At 45.9% G+C, this 21,420-nt stretch carries 22 protein-coding genes; all 22 read right to left on the reverse strand.

Annotation, left to right across the window (positions count from 1 at the left end):
* Nucleotides 1-6 precede the first annotated feature (6 nt).
* A complete protein-coding gene (gene fliQ, locus AB4512_RS21350) occupies nt 7-276 on the reverse strand; it encodes a flagellar biosynthesis protein FliQ (protein ID WP_029235191.1) in 270 nt (89 codons plus the stop codon).
* 11 nt (nt 277-287) lie between these two features.
* Nucleotides 288-1,217: a flagellar type III secretion system pore protein FliP gene (gene fliP, locus AB4512_RS21355; protein WP_372147805.1), complete on the reverse strand. Its 930-nt coding sequence runs from the start codon at nt 1,215-1,217 to the stop codon at nt 288-290.
* Complete coding sequence (fliO, locus tag AB4512_RS21360; RefSeq protein WP_017060675.1) at nt 1,204-1,644, reverse strand: flagellar biosynthetic protein FliO; 441 nt, start codon at nt 1,642-1,644, stop codon at nt 1,204-1,206. The genes fliP and fliO overlap by 14 nt, the downstream gene beginning before the upstream one ends.
* On the reverse strand, nt 1,644-2,054 hold the full coding sequence (gene fliN / locus AB4512_RS21365) for a flagellar motor switch protein FliN (protein WP_004739851.1): 411 nt from the start codon (nt 2,052-2,054) through the stop codon (nt 1,644-1,646). The genes fliO and fliN overlap by 1 nt, the downstream gene beginning before the upstream one ends.
* A gap of 29 nt (nt 2,055-2,083) precedes the next feature.
* Nucleotides 2,084-3,130, reverse strand: coding sequence for a flagellar motor switch protein FliM (gene fliM, locus AB4512_RS21370; RefSeq protein WP_017060676.1), 1,047 nt, complete (start codon nt 3,128-3,130; stop codon nt 2,084-2,086).
* A 7-nt stretch (nt 3,131-3,137) separates the two neighbouring features.
* Entirely contained in the window at nt 3,138-3,626 is a 489-nt protein-coding gene (gene fliL / locus AB4512_RS21375; RefSeq protein ID WP_017060677.1) for a flagellar basal body-associated protein FliL, read from the reverse strand.
* 90 nt (nt 3,627-3,716) lie between these two features.
* Nucleotides 3,717-5,804, reverse strand: a complete 2,088-nt coding sequence (locus tag AB4512_RS21380; RefSeq protein ID WP_372175605.1) for a flagellar hook-length control protein FliK — start codon at nt 5,802-5,804, stop codon at nt 3,717-3,719.
* A 182-nt stretch (nt 5,805-5,986) separates the two neighbouring features.
* Nucleotides 5,987-6,424 (reverse strand): flagellar export protein FliJ, encoded by a 438-nt coding sequence (fliJ, locus tag AB4512_RS21385; RefSeq protein WP_017631772.1) that lies wholly within the window; start codon nt 6,422-6,424, stop codon nt 5,987-5,989.
* A 19-nt stretch (nt 6,425-6,443) separates the two neighbouring features.
* Nucleotides 6,444-7,763: a flagellar protein export ATPase FliI gene (fliI, locus tag AB4512_RS21390; RefSeq protein WP_017060680.1), complete on the reverse strand. Its 1,320-nt coding sequence runs from the start codon at nt 7,761-7,763 to the stop codon at nt 6,444-6,446.
* Complete coding sequence (gene fliH, locus AB4512_RS21395; protein ID WP_372175607.1) at nt 7,763-8,563, reverse strand: flagellar assembly protein FliH; 801 nt, start codon at nt 8,561-8,563, stop codon at nt 7,763-7,765. Before fliH ends, fliI begins: the two co-directional genes overlap by 1 nt.
* A 124-nt stretch (nt 8,564-8,687) precedes the next feature.
* Nucleotides 8,688-9,749, reverse strand: a complete 1,062-nt coding sequence (fliG, locus tag AB4512_RS21400) for a flagellar motor switch protein FliG (RefSeq protein WP_017060682.1) — start codon at nt 9,747-9,749, stop codon at nt 8,688-8,690.
* Nucleotides 9,742-11,484, reverse strand: coding sequence for a flagellar basal-body MS-ring/collar protein FliF (gene fliF, locus AB4512_RS21405; protein WP_372175609.1), 1,743 nt, complete (start codon nt 11,482-11,484; stop codon nt 9,742-9,744). Before fliF ends, fliG begins: the two co-directional genes overlap by 8 nt.
* Nucleotides 11,485-11,500: 16 nt before the next feature.
* Nucleotides 11,501-11,812, reverse strand: coding sequence for a flagellar hook-basal body complex protein FliE (gene fliE / locus AB4512_RS21410; protein ID WP_017060684.1), 312 nt, complete (start codon nt 11,810-11,812; stop codon nt 11,501-11,503).
* A gap of 132 nt (nt 11,813-11,944) precedes the next feature.
* Nucleotides 11,945-13,354, reverse strand: coding sequence for a sigma-54 dependent transcriptional regulator (locus AB4512_RS21415; protein WP_017064121.1), 1,410 nt, complete (start codon nt 13,352-13,354; stop codon nt 11,945-11,947).
* A gap of 33 nt (nt 13,355-13,387) precedes the next feature.
* Nucleotides 13,388-14,428: a PAS domain-containing sensor histidine kinase gene (locus tag AB4512_RS21420; protein WP_017060686.1), complete on the reverse strand. Its 1,041-nt coding sequence runs from the start codon at nt 14,426-14,428 to the stop codon at nt 13,388-13,390.
* 184 nt (nt 14,429-14,612) lie between these two features.
* Nucleotides 14,613-16,079, reverse strand: a complete 1,467-nt coding sequence (locus AB4512_RS21425) for a sigma-54 dependent transcriptional regulator (RefSeq protein WP_017064122.1) — start codon at nt 16,077-16,079, stop codon at nt 14,613-14,615.
* Between the two features lie 228 nt (nt 16,080-16,307).
* Nucleotides 16,308-16,718, reverse strand: coding sequence for a flagellar export chaperone FliS (fliS, locus tag AB4512_RS21430; RefSeq protein WP_004736194.1), 411 nt, complete (start codon nt 16,716-16,718; stop codon nt 16,308-16,310).
* 12 nt (nt 16,719-16,730) lie between these two features.
* Nucleotides 16,731-17,036, reverse strand: a complete 306-nt coding sequence (locus AB4512_RS21435; protein WP_017060688.1) for a flagellar protein FliT — start codon at nt 17,034-17,036, stop codon at nt 16,731-16,733.
* 3 nt (nt 17,037-17,039) lie between these two features.
* Nucleotides 17,040-19,067 carry a flagellar filament capping protein FliD gene (fliD, locus tag AB4512_RS21440; RefSeq protein ID WP_372175611.1) on the reverse strand — a complete coding sequence of 676 codons (2,028 nt, stop codon included), beginning with the start codon at nt 19,065-19,067 and terminating at the stop codon, nt 17,040-17,042.
* 22 nt (nt 19,068-19,089) lie between these two features.
* Nucleotides 19,090-19,515: a flagellar protein FlaG gene (flaG, locus tag AB4512_RS21445; RefSeq protein ID WP_008218257.1), complete on the reverse strand. Its 426-nt coding sequence runs from the start codon at nt 19,513-19,515 to the stop codon at nt 19,090-19,092.
* A gap of 80 nt (nt 19,516-19,595) precedes the next feature.
* Nucleotides 19,596-20,726: a flagellin gene (locus tag AB4512_RS21450; RefSeq protein ID WP_017066381.1), complete on the reverse strand. Its 1,131-nt coding sequence runs from the start codon at nt 20,724-20,726 to the stop codon at nt 19,596-19,598.
* Nucleotides 20,727-21,314: 588 nt separating this feature from the next.
* Nucleotides 21,315-21,420, reverse strand: a 106-nt coding sequence (locus tag AB4512_RS21455; RefSeq protein ID WP_261380154.1) for a flagellin, incomplete at its 5' end; no start/stop codon positions are given.

Below are 21,420 nucleotides of genomic sequence, written 5' to 3' on the forward strand. Positions count from 1 at the left end.
ATCGGTTTAATACAGAACTTGCGGCAAGCGTTCGATGAGCTCAAAAAAGAACTCCATCATCATCTGGGTCATCCAGTGTGCGAATAGCATCAACGCCAACAAAGTTACGATCAAACGCGGCAGGAAACTTAGGGTTTGTTCGTTGATTGAGGTCGCAGCTTGGAAAACAGCCACAACCAAACCGATCAACAGGCTAGGAATAATGATGGCGCAAACCATGATTAATACCATCCAAAGGGCATCTCGGAACAACTCTACGAATATTTCAGGATTCATTATTCCCCCAGCTACAAGGCAAAACTGCCGGCGAGTGTGGAGAGTATCAAGTTCCAGCCATCAACCAGAACAAACAGCATCAACTTAAACGGCAGCGATACAATCATCGGTGACAACATCATCATACCCATAGCCATCAATACCGATGCCACCACCAAGTCGATGATTAAGAACGGCAAAAACAGCATAAAGCCGATTTGGAAAGCCGTTTTTAATTCCGATGTGATAAATGCTGGAATCAGAACCGCCATCGAAACATCTTCAGGGTTAGTCACTTCCGCACCAGAAATCTCAACAAAGGTTTCAAGATCTTTGATTCGAGTCTGTTTAAGCATGAAGGATTTAATCGGTTCTTGGGCAACATCAAATGCCTGTCGTGCCGAGATCTGTTCATTAAGATATGGCTGAACTGCTTGTTCGTTCACTTGGTTAATCACTGGCGACATGATGAAGAAGGTCAAGAATATCGCAATACCAATAATGACTTGGTTAGACGGTGTTTGTTGTAGACCCATCGCCTGACGCAAGATAGACATCACTACCACAATACGAGTGAACGATGTCATCAAAATCACCATCGCCGGCAAGAAGCCAAGCATGGTCATTAACGCGAGAATTTGCAGGTTAATCGAGTAGTCTTCACCGCCATTGGCATTGGTTGTCATGGTAAAGGCAGGTATGCCGCCACCATTGCCAGTTAAGCTGCCCGTGGTCATGGTTGTCGATTTGGCTTGGTCTTGTTCCATCGTGCTGATAGTCACCGATTCCGAGCCAGCGGTATTCGCAGGAATGACGGTGCCGTCTTCAGCTTGTGCAAATACCGACACACTGAATATGATTGAGCATAGGAGAATAAGCTGAACCAACCACACTTTCACCGTTCGGAAAACTCCGGCTTGGTGAAAGTAAGATGAGTTCAAAAGTCCGTTACTTGTTTGCATCTTTTTTTATTAGCTGGGAAAGCTGACTTGAAAATGTACTTTTTTCCAGCATCTCCTGAGTAAGAGGTTTATCGAGCTTAGAGATCAGCTGAATCGATTGTGTGGTAATCCCTACCAAGAACTGTTCATCACCCGCTTGCACAATAGCGATACGCTCTTTAGTACCAACAGGGATTTGCCTAACAATCGCCAAACCTTGTTGATTCGACATCGCAGGTACTTGCATTCGCTTGAGTAGCCAAGCAATAAATAAAATGAAGGCTATAACGAAAATTAGCGACCCAAAGGTGGTCGCTAAATCGAGAGAAGGCGGTGTTGCTGCAAAGGCAATGGAAGGAGCCGTTAATAGCCCTACTCCCAAGATTCCTCGTAACAAACCTGTCATTCCGAGAAAAGAGCCCGCAAGTCTTTGAGACAAAAAGCTCATTAACGCAGCTTCTTAATTCGTTCTGTTTGGCTAATAACGTCAGTCAAACGAATACCAAACTTGTCGTTCACCACAACCACTTCACCATGAGCAATCAAGGTACCGTTTACCATCACATCCAGTGACTCACCAGCGATTCGATCTAGCTCAACAACCGAACCTTGGTTCAACTGAAGTAAATTACGGATACTGATCTGAGAGCGACCAACTTCCATCGAAATAGTCACTGGAATATCCATAATGGTATCCAGCTTACGACGCTCATCTTCAGAAATCGGAGATGATGAATCGGTTAGCTCATCAAGTGGTGCCGCAAGCACATCATCAACATCAATTGACGGCGCTGAAGGATCTTCACCAAGTGCTGCAGCCCATTCGTCTGCTAGCTTTTGATCTTCACTAGGTTCCATTACCAATTCCTATACTTTTATCTATTTTACTATTCGTCGTCATCATCACTGTTTTCGAGCTCAGACAATAAGTCTTTACCTAGAAAAGCGAGATCAGTTTTAACCACATGTGGTCTTTGAATTTTTTCCGAAATCTGTACTGCAAGCTTCTCACCAGAACGGCCCATTTTCACACGATAAGTCGGCAGTTCTTCGACAAACATGGTTGCGTGCTCAGGCATGTTCATTGGGATAACATCACCAGGGCGCAGCTCCATCAGATCACGAAGGGAAATATCTTGCTCTAGCAAATTCACGCGGAAATTGACGGGCACATCCATGATCTCATCACGCAGTGCGGTACTCCAACGAACATCGGTTTCCATCTTGTCTGATTGAACACCCGCATCAAGCAGTTCACGGATCGGCTCAACCATGGAGTAAGGCATGACAACGTGGAAGTCACCACCACCGCCATCCACTTCAATGTGGAACGAACTCACAACAATCACTTCGGTTGGGCTCACAATGTTCGCCATACTTGGGTTCACTTCGGAATCCAAGTATTCAAACTCAACCCCCATCACTGGCGACCAAGCTTCTTTGTAATCTTCAAAAACAATTTTCAGCAGTAACTGAATGATTCGTCTTTCAGTAGGCGTGAATTCACGACCTTCAATCTTGGCGTGGAAACGACCATCACCGCCAAAAAAGTTCTCTACGAGAATGAAAACCAGACGAGCTTCCATGGTGATGAGTGCCGTACCTTTCAATGGACGGAAACGAACCATGTTTAAACTGGTGGGTACATACAATGTGTTTTGGTACTCACCAAACTTCATCATCTGTACGCCGTTGATCGACACTTCAGCCGTTTTACGTAACATATTAAACAAGCTGATACGCATATGACGTGCGAAGCGCTCGTTAATAAGTTCAAGGGTCGGCATTCGACCACGGACGATTCGATCTTGAGATGAGAAGTCGAAATTGACCGCATTGTCATTTTCGGTTTCTAAGACATCTTCAACTTCTTCAACATCATCAACGCCATGTAACAGCGCATCAATTTCGTCTTGGCTTAATAAATCGGTCACAAATTACCTATTGAATTACGAAGTCAGTGAATAACACTTTTTCAATCACAGGCTGGCCAACAGCTTGAGCCAGGCTTGCTTTAATATCTTCTGTTGCCTTATTACGCAGTTCCACGCGGCCTGTTGGTGAGCGCAATTGATCAACCGTTGCCGAAGCGAACGTGGCCAGTAGCGTACTTTCTACAAGTGGAGAGTGGTAACGAGCCAGGTCTTCATTCTTACTGCCACGTACCATGAGCTGTGCTTTTATCTGAACTAGGCGATCTTTTTTGTCACCTGTCACATTAAACAAGAAGGGCTGAGGAATATTAACATACATAACCGGCTCTGCAGCGACCACAGCCGTTGCTGGCTGAGACTGAGATTCAGAGGCGCTATCGTCAGAACCTAAGAAAAAGTACAGCGCACCACCTATACCAAGCAGTAACACAACTACGGCAATAATAATTATAAGGAGCTTGCTCTTCCCTTTAGGTGCATCTTGTTCTTCGGCCATATCTTACTCTAACTTCCTGTTCTTGCGATTAACTGATGGTTCTTTTTATTAACTGGTTTTTTCTATTAACCAAGCGTTCTTAGCCTGATATTAGGCATAATAACTAATTCCATCACGCTTTGATGCGACATTCAATTCAAGATTACTGTCACTATCAAGGTTTTCATCACCTTGCGTATCATTTGTGCGGTTAGCGCCGGATTGTTGCTCACCATTGTTGTATCTATCTTGTCCCTGACCGGAGTTCTGTTGTTGAACAGACGAATCGGCAAGCTGCAGACCTTGCTGAGCAAGCATCTCTCTCAAGCGAGGTAAGGTTTGTTCAATCACATCTCTCGCTTGCTGATTACTCACCGTAAAGTGCACGTTTGCCACGTCATTATTCATGGTCATGCGGATTTTCATTTGGCCCAATTCTGGTGGGTCGAGACGAATGTCCAAGTTCTTAAGGTTCTTAGACATCATCATTTGTACTTTTTCAGCCACTTGCTCATTGGCTAGCTCTTTGGTGAGCTGTAAGGGCGCTTGTTGAGCAGCTTGAATTTCAGCTCGCGTAGGTGCTGAACCCACCGTTGCCGTACCTTGTGCACCAGCCGCAGAAGCGATCTGCTGAGCAAAGGTCAAATCTTTAGAATCTTCTTTAGCACCCGCTTTACCCAAACCAGACAGTGCTGCTGCACCGGCGCCCGCTTTAAGAAGCGTATCAGTCGAGCCTGCTTTTGTGGCAGCTGGCGTTGCATTCATCGCCATTCCTTGCGCGGTTAAAGCTGGATCCAACGTTGCTTGCTGCTGAGGTGAAGCCACATTAGCTTGTTGAGCTGCGGCCTGTTGGGCTGCATGTGCATTATTGGCGTGCAGCATTGCCGCCTTGTCCGTAAGAGCATTGTTTGCTGATTGAGAAGCGGCCTGCGCTGACACTTGTTGTGTAGCCGTCGCTACAGCTGCTGTTGATGCTGCCGCAGCTAAGGCTTTAGTTTCGCTTGAATCCGTATTATCCCAATCGATAGCAGTGGGTTCACCAGACGCACTGTTCGCAGCCGGAGCTTGACTTAGCAAAGCTGTTACTTGTTGTTGAACGTTAGCGAGCTGTTGATTCAACAGGTCTAGGTTAGAGGTCGCTTTAGCCAAAGCGGCTTGCTCATCAACCGTCAACTTAGCGCCACTTTGTTGCTTATCAAGCAAGCTATCGACAACAGACTGCTCTGATTCGATTTGTCCATTCAATTGGTTTAGCGCTTTGGTATGGGCATCTACTTGCTTTGCCAGTTCAATATCCACGGCTGACAATGCTTGGCTCTGCTCGGCAGCAACCGCACTAGCTGCATTCTTTTGGCTCAGCTCTCGGCTCATACTGGCTTCAATTTGTTCTGGAGTGACGCCTTTATCCATCAACTGTCGAATTTCAGTATCAGTTAGCTGAGAAACACCCTTACCTCCGGTAAGTACAGCGATTTCAGAATCGACTTCAAGGCTCTTCTCCTGATTTGCAGCCTTAGCTTGTTGTGTCGCCTTATCCGTAACGGAAACTCCTGCAACAGAAGCACCGGTGATATTACCTTGGGCTTGTTCTACCTGACCTTGCTGAGGCAAGCCTTTGCCGTTTGGCGCTTGATTTAGGGTTTTGTTTGCCTCATCCAATTGACCAAGCAATTTATTGCCTTCGCTCATCGCTGCATTGGCTTGCGATGCCTGCGTAGCACCATCTACCGCTGATGGACCCTGAGTTTGGGATTGAGCAATATGTTCTTTAGACTCGTTAGTCGTATCCTGCGCATCTTTACCATCTGCCTTATCTGCAACAGTCTTATCAGCGACAGTGCTATCAGTGCCCGAATTGGCTTTGAGCTGAGCCTCAGATCCAGACGCAGCCTCTGCTGATGTTTTATCAGCAGCTTTCTCGCCTTCTACTTCTGAAGCTGCTTGCTTGCTTTGCGCTTCGCTCGCTTCGGCTGACGCTTCACCTTCGGTAGATGTCTGTTTAGTATCAGGTTTCGCAGTGCTTTCTGTGTCTTTTGCTGCGACTTTACTGTCACTTTCTTCAAAGCCGAGCGCTTCTTTAAAGGACTCAAAGAAACCTTTAGAGTCGCCGGTTTCTTCTACCTTGGAAGAGGCAGAACCGGTGTCCAACAACGATGACATTTTGTTGGTCGCTGAATTTGAGGAAAGACTAACATTCATATATACAAGCTCTATCTACTAGCTTTGCTGCCATGAATCAGGCAACAAAAAGAAAGTCGGATGCTTTTCATGCCTTTGGTGGGCATAACGCGCAATTTTATATAAAACGGAGCAAGAAACATGCCTATAAGTTCGGTTCTCACAATATCAAGAACAGCACCTACGTCGTTCGTGGCTTAGGATCACATCTTCTTTCGGCTGTATAACAGAGTCGAGAACTCATCCATTTGCTTTTGTTCTCTTTGATCTTGCAGCTTTGCTTTCTCTTTCTGCTTTTTCTCCATCAACCACTCGTAGGATTTACGTTTTTTGCGTAACTCCATCCAGTAGTTTTGGCAGTTGTCGACTTGATTTTTAAAGTGGTGCTCGGCTTCTCTCTGCTTGGATAATGTCTCATCCAACTGAGTTAAGAAGCGATTCAAGTGACCATATTGGCTCGCCGTTAAGCCAGCCTTACCGCGGTCAACGAGCTGCTGACAATAATCCAGTCGATACTTTTCAATCTGCGCAACCTGCTCATAGTAGCCTTGCAGCTCAGAGTTCGCTTTGTTGAGCGCAAGTACCGCTTGGTTCTCTTGATCTTTGGCTTGATCGAGCAAAAATTCTAATGCGTTATCCATGACTAACCTTATTCACCCGTTAGCCACCCAATACATGTTTCAACATGTTGACGCACATGTCGTATGGGACGGTCTCTTTCATCTTCTGCTGCAAGTACTCATCCAGTTTTGGTTTCAACGTGAAGGCACTATCGATTGCTGGATCCGTTCCTGGCTTGTAAGCACCAATCGACACCAAATCTTGGTTTTTACGGCAGATAGACAGCACTTGCCTTACCGCTTTCGACATCAAGACATGTTCTTCAGTAGTGATTTGCGGCATAACACGACTGACGGATTTCTCAACGTCAATCGCTGGGTAGTGACCGGCATCGGCCATCTCACGAGATAACACAACGTGACCATCGAGAATTGCTCGCGACGCATCCGCAATCGGATCTTGTAAGTCATCGCCTTCGGTTAACACGGTAAAGAAAGCCGTGATAGAACCTTGTTCATCATTGCCGTTACCTGCTCGTTCCACCAGCGCAGGAAGCTTAGCGAAGACTGATGGCGGATAGCCCTTGGTTGCTGGCGGCTCACCCACAGACAGAGCAATTTCACGCTGAGCTTGAGCAAAACGGGTCAATGAATCCATGAGTAGCAGAACATCTAAGCCTTGGTCGCGGAAGTACTCGGCGACAGCCAACGCGGTTTGACAGCCTTTTAAGCGCATCAATGGTGATGAGTCGGCAGGAGCGGCAACAACAACCGAACGCTTACGGCCATCTTCACCAAGAATCTCTTCAATAAATTCTTTAACTTCTCGTCCACGCTCACCGATTAGGCCTACGACCACTACTTGCGCAGTTGTGCCTCGAGTCATCATGCCCAGAGTTACGGATTTACCGACACCAGAGCCAGCAAACAGACCGATACGTTGCCCTTTACCCACGGTTAGCAAACCATTAATGGCTTTCAAGCCGACATCGAGTGGTTCAGAAATCGGTTTACGAGCTAACGGGTTGATTGGCTCCGCATTAAATGAAGCGCGTTGCTCTGTATAGATTGGACCTAAACCGTCGAGTGGATTACCTACGCCGTCGATCACTCGACCGAGCAGTTCCATTCCAACAGGGATACCACTTTCGGTAGTCATTGGCGTGACGCGAGCGCCAGGTAAGATCCCGGTGATTTGCTCACTCGGCATCAAAAATAGGTTATCGCCAGAGAAACCGACGACTTCGGCTTCCATCTGACCAGACATGGTTTCGACTAAACACAAACTGCCGATTGGCGCTTTACAGCCGGTCGCTTCAAGCGTTAAGCCAACAACGCGTACTAATTTACCAGAGGCAATTGGTCGCGATTTTAGCCCCTCGACTTTGTACTGACTGAGACGATTCGCTAACTCAAGCATTACTCATGACCTTGGTGACGATTTGCGCCGCAGAAATTTTGAATAACGTTCTTTACACGATCTTCCATGCGGTAGTTAACGCTCGACTCACCCGCTTCAATTTGTACATCACCACGGTTGAGTGCTGGCTCTGCGACCAGCGTCCAATTACGGCAGTCCAATTCAGTCTCGCCATACGCAGAGCGAATGATCGCCACATCTTCCGGATTGAGTTTCAATGTGATTGCGTGACCAGAAATCGGCAACGACTCTACCGATTCTTTAACGGTATCTAATATGATTTGTGGGTTGGTTTGCACTTCAACATGAACCACTTCTTTAACCATGGTAAGCACCATGTCGACCAATTGCTTCTCCACCTGAGCGTTCATCAACTCTAATGGTTGAGCGAACTGGTTTGCCAGCCCCATGAAGACGGCCACCTGCTGTTGAATGTACTCTTGACCCGCGGTTACGCCTTCAAGCTTGCCGGCTTCGTTGCCTTCTTCGTGACCGGCAGCAAAACCTTCTTCTTTGCCTTTTTCATAGCCTTGCTTAAAGCCCGCCTCTTGGCCTTGATGCAGCCCTTCCTGATAAGCGCCTTGTTTAATCAGCTCGATTTGCTCTTCAGTCAGAACCAGCTCTTCATCTTCAATGGCTTCTTCAACCGTTGGTATCCAACTAGGGTCGTAGTTAAAAGCGGTTTCTTTGGCTTGTTTGCTCACGTCAGAGGTGTAGTCAGGCAGCCCCCATTTCTGAGGTTGGGCAACCGTATTATCTTCTTCAGGGCGAAGGAAGCCGCGTTTTCTATCACCTGACATATCAGTACCTATCTATGAGTGGCTTAACTGTATTGTGAATTCAAGCAGTTAAACTGAGTTAATCTGTGGTTCGAGATTGGATAAAGAAAAGCCCCAACAGTGTGGGGCTTTTGAGATTTCTGTATTAAAGGAACTCGTCGGCGCCACCAGACAGCATAATTTCGCCACTGTCTGCCATCTTCCTCGCGATACCCAAAATCTCTTTCTGAGCCGCTTCAACATCAGAGACTTTGACTGGCGGCATCGCCTCAATATCATCTCTCATCATATCGGCAGCACGTTTAGACATGTTCTTGAAGATCTTCTCACGTAAACCTTCATCGGCACCTTTAAGTGCTTTCTGTAGAATGTCTTGTGGAACATCACGTAGTAGTCGTTGAACACCTTGGTCATCAACTTCAATAAGGTTTTCAAAGACAAACATCAGATCTTGAATCTGTGTTGCCATGTCTTCGTCTTGGTCACGGATTTGATCCATCAAGACGCCTTCCACGTTGTTATCCATGTAGTTCATGATCTCAGCCGCGGCTTTCAGGCCACCAATTTTGGCAGCTTGAGCACCCGCTTGACCCGCGAACTGTTTCTCCATTATTTCATTCAGTTCAGCAAGCGCCGAAGGTTGAACTTCTTCAAGGTTGGCAATACGCATCATCAGATCCAGACGAACTCGCTCTGGGAACTGAGACAGGATCTCAGCCGATTGATCGGCATCGAGGTACGACAACACAATAGTTTGAATTTGAGGGTGCTCGTTGATGATAATGCTCGCCACCTGACGAGGATCCATCCACTTAAGCGAATCCAAACCTTTCGAACCTGTGCCGAGAAGGATTTGGTCAACAAGGTTATTCGCCTTGTCTTCACCCAGAGCAGCAACTAACGCATTACGCATGAAGTCTTCGCTGCCCATACCAATGTTGGTGTACTTCTGAATATCATCTAAGAAAGCACGGTGCACAGCGCCTACTTTCTCTTGGGATAGGTCTGTAGCTCGCGCCATCGCACTACCCACACGCTGAACCTGCTTTGGCTCTAGGTGACGAATAATACCAGCAGCATCTTCTTCATTTAAACTGAGCAACAAGATCGCAGCGCGCTCATCGCCTGAGATAGAGCCGATATCCACGCTAGAGACATCAAGCACTTCACCGCCTTCAGTTTGTTGTGGAACTATTTCGTTAGCCATCTACCATCCAATTCTTAACTACTTGAGCTGCTAGCTCTGGTTCATTCGCTACAAGTGCACGTACTGCTTTCAGCACGTCCTCGTCTTTATGAAGGTTTGGTAAGTCGATACTTGAACCAAATTCAAACAGCTCACCACCTTCAATATCACCACCAATTAAGCTGGTTTCGCCGTTGGCACCAATTGGCATGCCATCAGGTCCGTACATCTGTTCATCGTTGTCTGCTGCTGGGTTAAGCAGTTTCTTCATTGCAGGGCGAACAAGTACCAACACCACCACAATGATAACCAAGGCACTTGCAAACCAACGAACCCAATCATTGAAGTTTGGATGCTCCCAGATTGGCACATCAGCAACAACATCTGTTACTTGAGGTGCAAACTGCATGCTTAATACGTTGAGCAAATCACCACGAGTTTCATCAAAGCCCACCGTACCAATCAGTACTTGGCGAATCGCATTGATCTCGCTCGCCGGGATTGGAGTATGAACCACTTCACCCGTATCTGGGTTCAAGGATTGGCGGTCTTTGATCGCAACAGAAACCGTCTGGCGGTTAACCGTGCCGCTCTGTTTACGTTCATGACTGATGGTGGTGTCTAGCTCAAAGTTTCGGGTCGCTTCTTTATGAACAGAGCCTTGACCTGTCATCGCGCCGTCTTTCATCTGAGCCACATCTTGTGGAATTGAGGCATCCGCTGGAGGCTGGTTACTCAATGCACCCGGAATACCCGCCACCGTATTGCCGTTGTTGTAATCTTCTAAGGTGTATTCACTTCGAGTCGCTGGTGTATTCGGATCAAAACGTTTTCTGGTTTGCTCCACAGCACTGAAATCGAGTTGAATATCAACCTGAGCGGTGTAGTTACCAAACCCAAGAATAGGAATAAGGATAGAGTCAATTTTTTCACGCAGCGCTTGTTCTTGATTGCGCTCTAACTCGTGTTCTTTACGGCGCGCCGCTGACATAGGGTCTTGAGAGCCTGAGCTCAACAATCGGCCATGCTGATCGGTCACCGTAATACGTGAGGTTTTCATTCCCGGAACAGCACTTGCCACCATATCCACAACAGAATCGACTTCTTGCTGCTTGAGATTAGTGCCGGTTTTGAGGGTTAGAAATACGGAAGCGGAAGCTTCTTGATTATGGCGTACAAAAACACTCTGCTTCGGCAGGGCTAATAAAACCTGAGCTTTACGCACCTGTTTCATCTGCTCAATGGCTTTGGCAAGCTGTCTTTCACGGCTTAATTTAAGGCGTTCTTGTTCTAAACGTTGTGATACACCAAAGCCCATGTCTTGCATGAGGATGTCATCACCCGCGTTTCGCTCTTGGTTCAAACCCGCTCGAACCATATTGAGCTTCAGAGAATTGTACTCACTAGCCGGTACTGAGATGGTGTTGCCTTCAAGCGTGTACTCGATCTTTTGCAGATCCAAGTAGTCAAGAACGGGAATCAACTCTTCTGTTTCGTAAGCTCCTAGTGGACGCATTTCTGGCTCTTTTACCCAGAAAAACAGCATCACAATCAGCGCTACACAGATAGAGATAGAAAGGACTAAGACGACCTGACGAAGTAAATCGAGATCACCGACAGCCATATCGAACTTCGATGAACTGCGTTCACCTAGATCGGGATTTTGCCCTTCTCCGTCTAGCTCAGAGCCTGCAATCAGTGCGTGGTCGTTGCTATCGCTTACGGTTAAATCTGTTGTTTGACTATTATCTGCCACTATTTAACTACCCAACTTATACCGGCATATTCATCAGCTCTTTGTACGATTCGACCAATTTATTTCTAATTTGGATCGTCGCCTCAAAAGCCACACTAGATTTATTACGAGCAATCATCACGTCCGATAGGGATACGCTTTGGTCGCCACTATCAAAACGAGCTTGAAGATCACCTGAAGTCTTTTGTAATGAGTTCACATTATTGATGGCATTAGTCAGCATGTTGCCAAAATCTGCACCGACCGCTTGCCCCGTTGCTGCGGGACGCGCGCTGGCAGCTTCGACCATCATCGCCTGCATTTCGCCTTGTAAACCATCTATTCTCATCTACTACCTCAGGAGTCAAAATTATGACTATCTATTTAGCTATATTATTGACAGAGCAATTAGCGTGCCACACATTAAATTGACTAGATATCGTATTACACTAGTCAGAAAGCTGACACTACTAATCTATCCTCAGTTTGGGATATCTATTCCAGCATCGCGCATTTTAGCCAACTTGTAACGCAGTGTACGAGGGCTAATACCCAGTTTTTCAGCCATATCTTTGCGTCGACCATTACATGCAATCAGGGTTTCAAGAATGATCGCATACTCTTGATCTCTAAGCTCATTACCTAACCCTTCGCTGCTAGCCGCGATTTTATTGATTGGGTTTGCTTCGGCAATCGGCTTGATTTCTGGCGCAGCTACGTCAGTGCCTTCAACGATTTGTTGTAGGCTGCTTGCGTCTTGCCAATCGACACCTTCAAGAAGAATGTGCTCACCAGAGATGTTCTCTTGTTCGCTCAATATTAACGCACGCTGTACCACATTGTCTAATTCGCGAACATTGCCCGGCCACGGATAATTGACGAGTTTACTGATCGCTTGCGCTGACATAACCGGTACAGGCATACCAAGTTTGGTGCAATGACGCTCAACTAAGTGCTTAGCTAAAGGCTCAATATCACCTTTTCGCTCACACAGTGGTGGCCAAGAAATTGGGAATACATTCAAACGATAGTATAAATCCTCACGGAAATTCCCTTCAGAAACATACTGTTTAAGGTCTCGGTTACTGGTCGCTAATACACGAACATCCAATTTGATGCTCTTACGACTACCTAATCGCTCAACTTCGCGCTCTTGCAAAACACGCAGTAGTTTGGCTTGTAGGCTAAGATCCATTTCACTGATCTCATCCAACAGAATTGTACCGCCCTGCGCTTGCTCGAATTTCCCCGGGCAAGCTTGAATAGCGCCAGTAAATGCGCCTTTTTCATAACCAAACAGGGTCGCTTCTAACATGTTGTCTGGGATCGCCGCGCAGTTAATCGCGACAAACGGGCCATCTTTTCGGCTAGAAGCATTGTGAATGTAGCGAGACATCACCTCTTTACCAGAACCACTCGGGCCCAACACCATGACGTTGGCATCGGTTTTCGCAACTTTATCAGCCAGCATCATTAGCTTGATACTTTTTTCATCAGCAACGATAGCGTCGCCGTTGTCATCCGACTTTACAGGCGCATAACGGCTGACCATGTTGAGCAGCACTTCTGGCGCAAATGGCTTTGCCATATAGTCGATAGCGCCCTCTTTCATTGCAGCAACGGCATCTTCGATGTTGGCGTACGCTGTCATTAGCAATACCGGCAAATTTGGCCAATGCTGCTTAATGTTTCTCAATAGTGCCAAGCCACCCATGCCCGCCATCTGCACGTCAGATACGACAATATCAACGGAGTTCGATTTTAATTTGACCAGAGCATCTTCCGCACAATCCGCTTCCAGCCATTCATAGCCAGCAAGCGCGAGTGTGTCGACAAGGGCTTCGCGTAGACCTTCATCATCTTCGACGATTAACACTTTGCTTTGAGCCATAGGATTCTCCAGTGTAAATTCAGTTAAAACTTATTAGTCTTCAGAAGAAGCACTTCTTTCAAGCGGTAGACACATGGTAAAGCATGCGCCGTCGCCTTCTTCTGATATCAATTCCAGTCGGCCTTCATGTGCTCGACATACCATTTGTACAACCGCTAAGCCTAGACCTGTACCTTGTGAACGAGTGGTAAAGAAGGGTTCCATTATTTTACCTTGAAGCTCTTTCGGTACGCCGGGGCCACTGTCTTGCACTGATATCTTAAGCTCGCCATTTACGGGCCTAAAAAACACATCGATCTGCGATTCCTTACCCGCAATTTGAACCGCGTTCAACACTAGGTTGCTTAACGCTGAGGCGATAGCATTGGCGTTGCCGAACATTTGTGTCTGTTCGCCCTCAACTTCTTGGCAATAATCAATCTGGTTAGTTTTCAATGCCGCTTCCACCATAGGGTGAAATTCAGTGATCAATTCAGCCACAGTAAATGGCTTAACGACTTTGTTGTCACCACCTTTGGCAAACAACAGCATGTCGTTCACTTGCTTCTCTAAGTCATGCAATCTATCCATAAGCTTAGATTGAAAACGCGTTTTTGTTGCCGGCGGCAGATTTGGCGCGGCAAGGTTTGATGCATACAGCATCGCACTTGAAAGCGGCGTTCGCACTTGATGGGCAAGCGAGGCCACCATTCTACCTAATGAAGACAAACGCTGAAGATCACTCACGCGAGACTGCAATAGTCGGGTCTCGGTCAGATCGGTAATCAAAATCAGCTGACCCGTGGTAGAGGCTGAAATCGCCAAACGCACTTTTCGCCCGTTCTTCAATGAGATCTCATGACCGTCATCGTCTTTTGGGTCAAAGGCACTTTGAATCACTGAAAACCACTTCTCGCCAACCAACTCAACACCAAGAATACGATGCGCTTCAGGGTTCGCTTCTCTCACTTCGCCGTGTGTATCTAACAAGATAACCCCTGCTGGCATCACGTCGAGTACTTGCTTATAGCGCTCAACCTGCTGTTCAACAGAATCTAGGTGTGATTGATTTTCTGGTTCGTTAGATACGCGCATGTCAAAAATTTGCCTCAAATACTAAAACAGCCTGAGACGTACAACACGAGTCAGGCTATTTGCTATATTTATCACATAGTTAAGCAAGCAACAACTCGACTATGGTTTATCTGTTCACTTAGCTAGAGTTACCAAATAGCTAAAAAGTGTGTGCTAGTTTTTCGTTTTCATCGAAAACTGGACACTATCGCTGCAAGTTATATTTACGCATTTTTTCAACCAGAGTGGTTCTACGCATTCCAAGCATGTCAGCAGCACGAGCAACAATGCCGCCCTGCGCTTCCAACGCTTGATTGATCATATTCACTTCCATATCCGCGAGTAGCTCTTTCAAGTTAACCCCTTCTGGCGGTAACTCTTGAGGCGCATTAGCATTGTCGGCAATATCATCTTGCTGATCAAAACTGAAATCTTCTGAGAATAAGTCAGCAAGTGCATCACGCTCTTGCTCCTCTTCAGATCCAAAGCTATTAAACTCTGGCTGGAACTCAGGGATATCGCTGTATCGATATTTAGTTGGCAGGTGATTCACATCAACCAAGCTGTTTGGATACAAGATAACCATTCGTTCAACCAGGTTCGCTAGTTCACGAACGTTACCTGGCCAGTAATGCTCCATCAAAGAGTTGATAGCACGAGCCGTGAAACAGATAGGCATGCTGCCTTCCGCTTCCATTCGAGTCATCAGCTCTTGAAGCAACAGTGGAATATCTTCTTTACGGTCTTGAAGTGCCGGCATTTCAATCGGGAATACATTTAAGCGGTAGTAAAGATCTTCACGGAACGAATCATCGTCGATCATATCTTCAAGGTTGCGGTGGGTTGCCGCAATCACTCTAACATCAGCTTGTATGGTGCTATTGCCACCTACACGCTCAAAGCATCGCTCTTGCAGTACTCGTAGCAGTTTAACTTGCATCGCCATCGGCATATCGCCAATTTCATCAAGAAACAGTGTGCCACCTTCAGCCAATTCAAAACGGCCTTTACGTGCGGTAATCGCCCCAGTAAATGCGCCCTTCTCATGACCAAACAGTTCACTTTCAAGCAAATCAGGTGGAATCGCTCCACAGTTTACAGGAACAAAAGGCCCTGAACGACGTTTAGAGTGATAGTGAATGTTACGCGCTACGACTTCTTTGCCTGTACCAGATTCACCAAGAATCAGCACGTTCGCTTCCGTAGAAGAGACTTGTTCAATTAAGTGACGTACTTCTTGAATGCCAGCACTTTGTCCTACTAGGCTGCGAAACAGGGTGTTCTTGCGTGCCGAAGACACAACTTGAACACCTTTGCGGCCTAAGAAGTCTTTACAGTGTCTTAATGCATCACTTAATTGCGGGTAGTTAAGAGGAAGTTCAAGCTCACCAACATAGTTAGTCAACTCGTCAACCGGGTGATTGTTTTTGCCAATCACCAGTAAAGGGATGTGATTGGCGTGAACAAGCTTCTCATTCAGTAATGCGTTGAAGCCTTTACCTTTAATGGTACCAATAATGCAGCCGGCCCACTGTAGTGACCAGTCAACTTTACGTGCTTGTTCAGAGCTGATTACTTCGCAGCTCTCTCCTACAAACTCTAATATTGTGCTTAAATTGTGACGATCTTGAGCGTTATCGTCGACGACAAGCAGTTTTGCCAAACCTTGCATAAGTAGGAATTATTGCCTTTATTTTGGTGCGATGCGGAAAAACGGTGAGCAACGTAGTCTATAAAACAGTGAGATGTATCAATGATTATGGTCTACGTGGACAAATTTAGGAAATCAGCAACGAAAAAAGCCATTAGGCTATCTAATGGCTTCTATTTTATTTGATTAAAAAAATAAGGCAACCAACCAATTAAGGGATATGAGATTGGTTAAAACTGCAATTTTTCTTTAAATACCTACGTCAGCGGACGTCAAGTTGTGATATTCGTTCGGAATTTGGTCCCAAGCGCTCTTAATTTCGCGAATAATATCGATAACATCATCAATAGGCTGTGGGTCATTTTTGTGATTTGCCGCAGAAATTTGCGTGATCATGAACTCATAAAGTTGATCTAGGTTTTTCGCAATATCACCACCATCGTCCATAGATAGGCAACTACGTAGGCTAATAATGATATCTAGAGCCTTACCTAGTCGCTCACCTTTCACCGGTATATTGCCCGCTTGCATTGCCGCTTTACCTTGGATCAAACGCTCGATCGCGCCAGCCATTAGCATTTGCACAATCTTATGCGGTGAGGCAGCCGTTAGCTGACTATCCACTGATACCTTTTTATATGCCTGTAAAGAACCGCGCATAGTAAACCTCTTCTATAAAAACTTTTTGTATTGTTGAACTGATTTAGCGCCGTGACGGTATTTATGTAGGGTCTTACCTACTCGACTCGTCTCAGACTGCATCAATTCGACTAATTTTCTGGTTCTGGTAATGGCTTCAAACCATTCAGAACTTTGCTTAACGTCGGGATGTGAGTCGATTATTTGAAGCACGTTTTGCAATAACTGTTCTCTGTTATCGACAAGCTGCGTTATTTCTTCAGCATTAATTTCACTAAATTCCAGTTTAGAGATAATTAGTTGATCGAGTTCACAAAGCTCTTGTAGCTGGCTATTCATCTATTAGCCCAACGCATTCATCATACTGCCCAGCTGAGATTGCATCTTACTGGTCGCATCTTGCATGGCTGTGAACTTAGAGTGGGTACGGCTCTCTAGGCTGTCCATGCGGCGGTCGAGCGCGCTTTGGTCATCAACCAAACGGTAGTTTTGCTCGACCAAGCTCTTTTCTCTAGTACGGATTGAACCCGTGATACCTGTGATACCTTGAATCGCATCTTCCACTTTTTTGGCGAAACCGTTGTTGCCACCAAAGAACTCACCCAACTTATCAAAGTTATTGTTGAGTTGACGGTCAAGCATATCGTAGTTGATTTCTAGCGAGCCTTGTCTTGTGGTGGTGATACCGAATTCAGTCAAAGACTTTAGATTGTCTGGCGCACCTTCGATACTTGATGAGAACACCCCTTTCAATCGGGAGTCGGCGTTACGCACGGTACTGTCACCAGACAGCGGGCCTTTTTGGCCAGTCGTTGGGTCAACACCCGCCAAGTTTTTAGACACTTGGTAAAACTGATTATAAGAATTAACAAAAGCTTCAATGTCTTGGCGAACACTATTACGGTCGTACTCCACACCAATTTCTGCCGGCGGCTTATCTTTTGGCGTTTTTCCTTTCACCGTAATATCAATACCTTCAATGGCATCTTCAATCACATTGTTATTACTAGAGAGTTGAGCAACACCATCTAGGACAACCATAGAATCTTGGCCAGCCTGAACTTCAGTCATTCCACTATAGGTATCAAAAGATTGCTGTGCTTGTTCAAGATCTGCTTGCGCTTTATCGACCTTCTCTAAGAGCTCGCGCTCTTCGGGTTCTAATTTGGCACGCTCAATTTTCTTGGCTTGCTCTGCGGTGAGTTCGCCTTTTTGAACTTTCTCAGCCAACTCCGCTTTTTCTTGTGAAATCTTCTCTTCGATACGCGCTTGCTCAGCCTCAAGCTTTTGTTGGGCTTCTTTCGGTGTCACGTATGAATCGGTCAGAGTACCTGAGGCAGCATTTGACCACCCCGGCACATCGGGTGCCTTCTCTATCGCTTTTTCATCAAGCTCAAGTTCTGGTGTGTAGTAAGAATCTAAAAGCGTGCCTGACGCGGTTTCAGTCCAGCCAGGGATATTATCTTCAGGCATCACAGACTTTGCCGCTTGAGCTGCGTCTAGGGCGGCTTGGCCGTCGGCGGCTGCTTGCTCACCGTAGCTGAGACTTTTAGAGTCTCCGTCAACATCTGAAGTAGAATCGGTTTGGGCTGCTGGGATGATATTGCCATCTTTATCGAGTGTTTCATTCGCATTTGGGTCATCGCTAGCGATCACTTCATCGATGAGTTCAACGGCTTTTCCTGCAGGGGTTAGAGCTAGAATATCTTGAGCAGCAACGCGCGCTTTCTCTAGCGCTTTAACACGTTCTTCAAGCGTTTTGTATTCGAGTTTTTTTAAGGGATTGGCAGCATCTGACTCAACATTAATGCTGATCTGCTGATCTGAACCAGACTGGTTCGAGGCAATAATAAGTCTTGGACCTTCGACATCATTGATAATAGATGCACGAACGCCTGGGTTGCTATCTGCACCGTTGATACCACGAACAACTTCGATAAGTCTCGATCTGTCGCCAACTTGCACGTTAAAGCTGTCATCACCAAGCGAAACCTGCAGCTTACCTGGGCCAAATTTCATGTCCTCTGACAGTACATCAGAAGCCACTTTATGGCTTTGGGCAAGCTGCAACACATCGATGGCATATTTGCCAGCGATCGCTTCGGTAGTCGCGGTTGCAGAGACAAGCGCTTCATCGGTACTTTCCACTGTTCGCACAGCAAAAGCTTTTTCCTGACGAAAGTTTGTCATCAGGTTTTTCATCGAATCAAGGGATTCTCTGAGTCTTCCATAGGCACTAATGCTGGTATCGATTCGCGTTCGTTCATTGTCGATTCGTTGCTGTTTAGGTACACGCTCCGAATCAACAATTTTGCTGACCATGGAATTGATATCCATGCCAGACGAAATCCCCATTGGGCCAAAACTCATTAAATCACCTCAATAATACGACTTAAACCTTCACCTCAAATATTCGACTATTCGAGTTTTGGGCTGCTAGGCGTCTTAGAATTTCAAGCATTTCTTCATCAGGGATCTGGCGAATAATATCACCGGTTGTGGTTTCATAAATAGTCACCACATCCCTTCCCGATTCTTCATCGACCTTAAAGGCAACACCCTTATTGAGAGAGGAGATAAACTCGTTTACCTTCTCCACCATCTTGACTCGCTCTTCATCATTTAACTCTTTTCTCTCTTGAGCTAATTGAATCGCAGCTTCGGTAGCTTCTTCTTTCGATTTCTCTACCTTGCCATAAGAGGTTGCTTCTTTCAGCCGTGAAATGCTCGACGCACTACTACCTTCATCGCTTGCAATTTTAATGCCATTAGGTGAGCCATAAGGCTGGATGTTCGATGCGTTAGATGGTATTTCCATAACACTCTCCCTCCATCCTTCATGAGCCAACAGTAAAACTCTACCCAGAGTAGAGTTTACCGTTACTTACCGAGGTAAGTTTAGCCCAATAAGCTTAGAGCTGCTGATGGTGACTGTTTTGCTTGAGCTAGGATAGAAGTACTCGCCTGTTGTAGGATTTGAGACTTCGTCATAGCTGTTGTTTCTTTCGCGTAATCGGTATCTTTGATACGGCTCTTAGACGCATTAACGTTTTCGTTGATGTTGTCTAAGTTGCTGATTGCATGGTCAAAACGGTTTTGGAAAGCACCTAGAGAAGCACGTTGGCTATCAACAGATTTTAGAGCACCATCAATGATAGATACTGCTTCGTTTGCACCTGCAACAGAAGTTACGTCGATATCGTTAACGGTAACGTCTTTACCAGCACCGATACCTAGTTCGCCCGCAAGGCTGCCGCCAAACTCAACATCACCTTCAACTTTTTGGCTTGAAGCGAAAAGTTGCAGTTTGCCGCCTTCACCTACAGACGCTTTAACGTCTTGGCTTTGACCATTGATGTAAGTTGCTAGCTCTTCAATATCGTTGCCTTCTTTAGCAGAGATAGATAGCTCTTGCGCTTCACCAAACTTATCGTTGTATTTGATTGTTAAATCAGCACCCGCACCTACACGCCAAGAAGCATCTTTGCCTTCTGTAACGCCGTAGCTCTTACCACCCATGTCTTGAGTGTCAGTACGCATGTTGCTCATAGATAGCATTACTGCTTCACCTGAGTCAGCACCGATTTGGAAAGATTGGCTGCCGTAAGTACCGTTCAGAAGCTTGTTACCACCAAAAGAGGTCGTTTCAGCGATACGGTTAAGTTCTGTGTTTAGAGCAGAGACTTCTTCTTGGATCGCAACACGTTCAGATTTGCTGTTCGAACCGTTTGAAGATTGAAGAGAAAGGTCACGCATACGTTGCAGAATGTTGGTTGACTCATTCATTGCACCTTCAGCTGTCTGTGCAATAGAGATACCGTCATTCGCGTTTTTCACAGCCATATCTAGGCCACGACTTTGCGACGTTAAGCGGTTAGAGATTTGTAGGCCTGCAGCATCATCTTTTGCGCTATTGATTTTATAGCCAGAAGACAAACGCTCCATTGATTTTTGAGTACCTTCAGCCGCGCTATTTAGGTAGCGCTGAGCCGTCATTGCAGACACATTTGTGCTTACATTAATCGCCATAGTTGATCTCCTTTAGGCATTTTTTAATGTACTTATGTGACTCTCACCTCACACTAATACATGTCAATTTTGTTTATGCACCAGTGTCTCTCTCACCTTACATTGGTACATATCATTTCTCTCAATCCCTTTAACGGCGCCTTAATTAGAAGCTTTAATAAAAAATGCGCTTTTTTTCATATTCTTTTCAACAACAAAGGAAAGTGTGATCGGGCTTCAATTAATAGGGCGACATTCGCTAAAGTTGCCCCATTATTTAAGTTAATGAGCGTAGTGTTGAATATAAAGTCAGAAGAGATCCCTGATATCTCGTTCTACTCGATTCTGGGGTGACGAAAGACTGCTTCGATGTAGTAAGCGAGGAAACCATCATTTCCCAATTCCCGTCACTCCCTACAGTGAGGAGCGAGCGTGATAGGGAATCTCGCTTTCCAATCAACGACCAACACCAAAACTCCCCCCTTCTCCAAATTGCAGGCAATAAAAAACCCAGCCGAAGCTGGGTCTGTTTAGCGCTCATCTCTCACCACGAGCTAATTTGTGGAAGCCTAACGTTGACGCTTATAGTCAACGTGGCTTTTTAATCGATTAACCTAGTAGGCTAAGTGCCGAGTTCGGAGCTTGCTTCGCTTGAGCAAGAATCGAGCTTGAAGCTTGAGAAAGGATCTGAGACTTAGTCATCTGAGTCGTTTCT

This window comes from Vibrio sp. 10N.222.52.B7 (assembly GCF_041474275.1).
Classification (GTDB): domain Bacteria; phylum Pseudomonadota; class Gammaproteobacteria; order Enterobacterales; family Vibrionaceae; genus Vibrio; species Vibrio crassostreae_C.